The organism is Williamwhitmania sp. (genome assembly GCA_035529935.1).
In the GTDB taxonomy this organism is placed as follows: domain Bacteria; phylum Bacteroidota; class Bacteroidia; order Bacteroidales; family Williamwhitmaniaceae; genus Williamwhitmania.
This window is the reverse complement of sequence record DATKVT010000177.1, coordinates 1-5,244: the sequence shown is the minus strand read 5'-3', so window position 1 is coordinate 5,244 and position 5,244 is coordinate 1. Positions and strand designations below refer to the sequence as shown.

Genomic DNA, 5,244 nt, shown 5'->3' with positions numbered 1-5,244 from the left:
TGTCCAATGGCCGGGCCAAGTCCAGGTCCTAAGATTCCCCATTCCCCGTTTTCAACCCTGTAAATGTTGTGGGGCTGTTGGCTATCTATTGTGAGCTCTTGCCTAGCATAGGCCAATAGATATAAAAAGAGCGCAATGCCGAGCGAAAGCCCTATAATGTTTATGGTAGTGGAGTTCCTTTGCTTTATTATGCTCCTAAAGCTTCCGTAGAAAATAGGTCGTATCATCATACTTCACAGGTTAGTATTAATTCTCTGATCGTGGTTTTTCAATTGACGTGCCTATGTCTGTATGTTGTTTATATACAATGTAGTACTAATAATTGGTGATTGTTGTTGCCGAAAAAAGTGTTTCATATTGAAACATTCACCGTACATTTGTTGGCAATGACATAGCCGCTTAAGTTGAAGTATATGGAAAATGAATTTTCGATTTTGATAATTGATGATAATAAGGAGTTGGAGTTGCCCCTTAAGATCGCGCTTCGAGGGAGTTTTAGCCACGTTGAATTTTGCTCATCACCGACCCAGGCCATTGAAAAATTGAAGGGCGGGATGTCAGTAGATGTTGTTCTGCTCGACATGAACTTTTCACAGGGAAAAAGTGATGGAGAGGAGGGATTGATTGCTATGCGCTCAATCCATAAAGTTGACCAAAATTTGTCGGTTGTTGTGTTCACTGCTTATGGTGATATCGATTTGGCCGTTAAGGCAATGAAGCTTGGCGCAGCTGACTTTGTTGTGAAACCTTGGGATAATTTGAAGCTGGAGGCAACCCTAGTATCCGCAGCAAGGCTTACACGGTTGAGAAATCTTGCTCTTCGCTCATCCGAAATTTCTTCAATGTATGAAAGTGAAATTGGTGCTCAGTATTCTACTATTGTGGGCAGTAGTCGGCCGATGTTGGATATGATGGAACTTGTGCACAAGGTTGCGCCAACAGATGCAAATGTAATGATAACAGGAGAAAACGGCGCTGGGAAAGAACTGGTGGCGCGAATGGTGCATCGTGAGTCTAAGCGAAAGCAAAACCCATTTATTGCCGTAGATATGGGAGCAATTCCCGAGACTTTGTTTGAATCAGAAATTTTTGGGCACGAAAAAGGTGCTTTTACCGATGCCAATATAACACGAATTGGCAGAATGGAACTTGCCGACGGCGGAACTTTATTTTTGGATGAGATTGCAAACTTAAGTCTTCCTTTACAAGCTAAGTTGCTAAGAGCCATACAATCCATGGAAGTTCAGCGATTGGGTGCAATTTATCCCAAACATGTAAACGTTAGAATAATATGTGCAACAAATGCCAATCTTTGGCAGCTGATTACCCAAGGAAAATTCAGAGAAGATTTATTCTTTCGGCTTAATACTGTTGAAATTTCAGTTCCTCCGTTGCGGAATAGGGAAGGTGACATTTCAATCCTTGCAGGCCACTTTTTGTTGCATTTTGCAGAGAAGTATGGTAAGCGTAAGCTTGCCTTCTCAAAAGAGTCGTTGAGTAAACTTTTGGAATATGGTTGGCCTGGAAATGTAAGGGAGTTGGGCCATGTGGTGGAACGTGCAGTTATTGTATCGGAGGGAAATATAATTACTCCTGAACATATTGCAATAGCGAACAGCCGTGACAACCAGCAACCAGCTACAATGTGGGGAATGGAGAAGGACGCATTGGAGGCGGCACTGAAACGTAATGGAGGAAATGTGACCGCCGCTGCGCACGAGTTGGATTTGGGCAGGACAACCCTCTACAGAAAAATGAAGCGCTATGGTCTTTAAGTCGTTTAAGTTTTGGGTGCTCATTAGAATCCTTGCTGCAATGGGACTAATGGCCGCTTTTTTTGCGCTGGTGCAGACCGACAATTTCCAAGTCTCTGCATGGTTTTGTCTGGTTCTATCGGCGATAGTTGTTGTGGAGCTGCTTGTCTTTGTTGGACGGTACAACCGACAGCTGCTTACACTGGTGGAATCGTTGGCCAATTCCGATTTTAACTTGAGCTTTGCTAGCTCTTTTTCTGGGAAATTTCCAGCAGAGTTTGCTGGACTACTTACGGATATTGCCATCCGCTTTCGAAACATGAAGATAGAGGAGGAGCGCAAGTTTCAAATGCTTCAGCAGATTGTTGATGACATTTCGTTTGCAATTTTGTGCTTCGATTCGGAAGGAAAGGTTGTGCTGCACAACGATGCTGCGCAAAGAATGCTTGGATTTCGTGGCTGTATTAACTTGGCTGGAATCGAGAAAATTTATCCTTCGCTTTATGGTGTCATTAATCAGCGTAATCTTCGCTCAAAGGTTATTCAAATTATTGTCAGTAATCAGATTTATCGGTTGTCATACACCTGTAAAAAATTCTTGCTGTTTGGAAGCGAATATCGGTTGGTAACGCTGTCGGACATACAACCACTGGTTGATGAGCAGGAGCAGGAGTCGTGGAAGAAGGTTATTCGGGTATTAACACATGAAATTGTGAACAGCGTGGCGCCAATTGTTTCTTTGTGCCAATCGTTCACATCCGTTGCCAATAGTAAATCGGAGGAAGTCAATGGGAAAGAGCCTGTTAATACCAATGTTCATGAGCTGCTTGAAGGATACCGAATTATTGGGGAACGCTCCGCTGCGTTGGCCCGTTTTGTGGACCAATTTCGACGGCTCACTAAAATTCCAGAGCCTATGAAAGAACCTGTTTCTGTTTCTGAATTGCTGATGAATGTTGCTCGTTTAACGGAAGAGCGGCTTAGTGCGGAGCATGTTGCTCTTATGCTGAGTTCGCCCGAGTTGACCTGTATGTTTGATAAGGGTCAAATAGTGCAAGTCCTTTTGAACTTGGTGTATAATGCAGTGGATGCGTTGGCATGTAAAGAGGAAAATAAGGTTATTGAAGTTTCTGCATCTACTTCTCAGGAGCAGGTTTGCATTGCGGTAAGGGATAATGGTGTTGGAATTTCTGAGGTGAATTTGGACAAGGTTTTTGTTCCGTTTTTTACAACAAAGCATGGTGGTTCCGGCATTGGGTTGAGCATTGCTAGGGAAGTTATGCGATTGCATGGAGGTAATATTTCCATTCGTTCCAAGGAGGGTGAAGGAACTGAGGTGGTTCTTTGCTTTAACGAATGCTCCTAAGCCAAATGCCTTTCCATTATTGCAAAAAAAGGGATAAACATTTCTGCTTATCCCTTCTTGTGACCCCGACAGGATTCAAACCTGTAACCTTCTGATCCGTAGTCAGATGCTCTATTCAGTTGAGCCACGGGGCCGTTCTTGTTTGCGGATGCAAATATAGCAACAAAGATTGTTCTTTTCCAAATTTTGCACTAAAAAAAGGTAATGTTTTCTAGTAAAAGGCTCCAAGTGTTGACGCTCAAATTTTAGTATTGATTGATTTGCACAAAAAGTTTGCTTTCATCCGCCATATCCCTAGCATTATAGATGGTAATTTCTTCCTACTGTTTAGTGCTTAGAGGCTGCAGCATGGCAAGAGCAAGTAAGATGGGTATCAAAAAAAAACCCGGAATTTCCGGGTTAATTTTTATTCTGCTTTCATTCTTTTCTCCTTGATTCTTGCCTTCTTTCCAGTGAGGCCTCTGAGGTAGAATATTCTTGCCCTACGAACACGACCCGCTTTATTGAGTTCAATCTTGTCAATAAACGGAGAGGTGAGCGGAAAAATTCTTTCTACACCAATGCCGCCGGAAATCTTGCGAACGGTGAAGGTTTGAGTATCACCGGTACCTTTTCGTTGAATCACTACACCCCGGAATCCCTGGATACGCTCCTTGTTTCCTTCCCTAATCTTGTAGTCAACGGTAATGGTATCCCCACTCTTGAATTCAGGGAATTTTTTTGGCTCACCAGCAAATGCATCCTGAGCAACTTTAATTAAATCAACCATTGTAATTTATTTTTAAGCATTAGCGGAATATTACCGACACCTTGGTTCAGGTAAGAGATTCCGAATTGAGCGGCAAATATACGTTTTTTTCTAAAACAACGAAATGCTCAGCGCCAAATAATTGAGTAGATGGCAACAAAAATGGCAGAGAGTTAGCTCTGCCATCTAAATGCTAGTGTTATTCACCAATGGCTTTAAGCTTGTCACCGGTATCTTCAACTATTTTTTTCTTCCACCAATCGGGCATATCAGGTTGATCGGGCATCATGCTTTCTCCTGTGCCATTGTCTAGGAATTTTCCATCCTTTACCTTCTTAATATTGCCATCCATGTATTTTACCAGAAGGAAGTTGCTGAGTTCTGTCCATCGCTTAACAGTGGCATTTCCTGTTTCAACGCTATAGTCGGTAAGGTATTGAATAGCAAGTTTGGGGTCCTTATCGTACAAAACTTTGGCACCAGCATCCACAGCATCGGTATAAGCAAGATATTTGCTTTCAAGTTCACTTTGAACTTTTTTGATATCTTTAATTATGTAGTCGTAGCGAAGGTAGGCAAAATTCGATACGCGGTTGAAAACCCAAAAGGCTGAAGTTGGGCTATAGGTCATCATATTTCCATTGCCCACAGCATACGATTCTGGCACGCGAGTCATGGAGCAATACATGGGGCAGAAAACGTTGGAGTTGGCATCATCAACGCCAAACCATAGAATTCCACCAATTTCGCGTGGTAACCAATTGCGCATTTGAGCAACGTAAGTCCAGCCTGTTTGCTGTGTGGCGGTTGCGCGCTCGTTGATGTACTCCTGGCCATTGTACTTCCAGGTAAGAGGTCTCCAGCGGTAGGGACAAGAATCTTGTCCAGCTCCAATATCTTTGGTCATGTCGAACTCGGTGCCTTCGAGGTGGTCACGCATAAAGGTCATTACGTCGTGTACAGATATTTTCCTATTTGGCTTGATGTAGAGGGGCATTCTGTGGCTTAGATTTGCACCCTTAACGTAGTCAACATACTGCATCATGTCGGGGTCAACCTCCTTAAACATAGACCATACTCGAATCTCACAGAATCGAGCACCCTCAAAATTTACTGGATTGTAGGTGTCGGAAAAACTGAAGTCTTTATCTTCTCCTGTGTAGTATTTATGCTCTTTGGCGTAGGAGATTACGTCGGCGGCGTAAACACAGGAAATTCCAGGTTCATTTATCTTGTCGAGATTGTTTGATGAAATGGATGTTTTTAGGTCTTCCAATGGGAATTGGCGAATTCTGGCCTGGTTGGCATGGCCCGAGATGTAACCGTCAGGAATACGGATGGCAACCCATAGCGCACCCTTATCGGCATTAACCATC

Annotated in this window: 5 protein-coding genes and 1 tRNA gene; 2 read left to right on the top strand and 4 right to left on the bottom strand. The window is 43.1% G+C overall.

Annotation, left to right across the window (positions count from 1 at the left end):
* On the bottom strand, positions 1-230 hold a 230-nt coding region (locus VMW01_13685), incomplete at its 3' end, for a hypothetical protein (protein ID HUW07302.1).
* Positions 231-413: 183 nt separating this feature from the next.
* On the opposite strand from VMW01_13685, the gene VMW01_13680 reads away from it, so the two are divergent.
* Entirely contained in the window at positions 414-1,775 is a 1,362-nt protein-coding gene (locus VMW01_13680) for a sigma-54 dependent transcriptional regulator (protein HUW07301.1), read from the top strand.
* The gene (locus VMW01_13675; GenBank protein HUW07300.1) at positions 1,765-3,120 is read left to right on the top strand and encodes an ATP-binding protein; all 1,356 of its coding nucleotides are present in this window, start codon (positions 1,765-1,767) and stop codon (positions 3,118-3,120) included. The genes VMW01_13680 and VMW01_13675 overlap by 11 nt, the downstream gene beginning before the upstream one ends.
* 60 nt (positions 3,121-3,180) lie before the next feature.
* Here VMW01_13675 and VMW01_13670 read toward each other — a convergent pair.
* The 3 genes from VMW01_13670 to VMW01_13660 form a co-directional block, all read right to left on the bottom strand.
* Positions 3,181-3,254, bottom strand: a tRNA-Arg gene (locus tag VMW01_13670).
* A gap of 272 nt (positions 3,255-3,526) precedes the next feature.
* On the bottom strand, positions 3,527-3,889 hold the full coding sequence (gene rplS / locus VMW01_13665; GenBank protein HUW07299.1) for a 50S ribosomal protein L19: 363 nt from the start codon (positions 3,887-3,889) through the stop codon (positions 3,527-3,529).
* Between the two features lie 178 nt (positions 3,890-4,067).
* On the bottom strand, positions 4,068-5,244 hold a 1,177-nt coding region (locus VMW01_13660), incomplete at its 5' end, for a C69 family dipeptidase (GenBank protein HUW07298.1).

Bases quoted from the DNA above. Each gene is read 5' to 3' on its own strand.
- rplS (HUW07299.1), bottom strand. From the start codon at position 3,889: ATGGTTGATTTAATTAAAGTTGCTCAGGATGCATTTGCTGGTGAGCCA.
- VMW01_13675 (HUW07300.1), top strand. From the start codon at position 1,765: ATGGTCTTTAAGTCGTTTAAGTTTTGGGTGCTCATTAGAATCCTTGCT.
- VMW01_13680 (HUW07301.1), top strand. From the start codon at position 414: ATGGAAAATGAATTTTCGATTTTGATAATTGATGATAATAAGGAGTTG.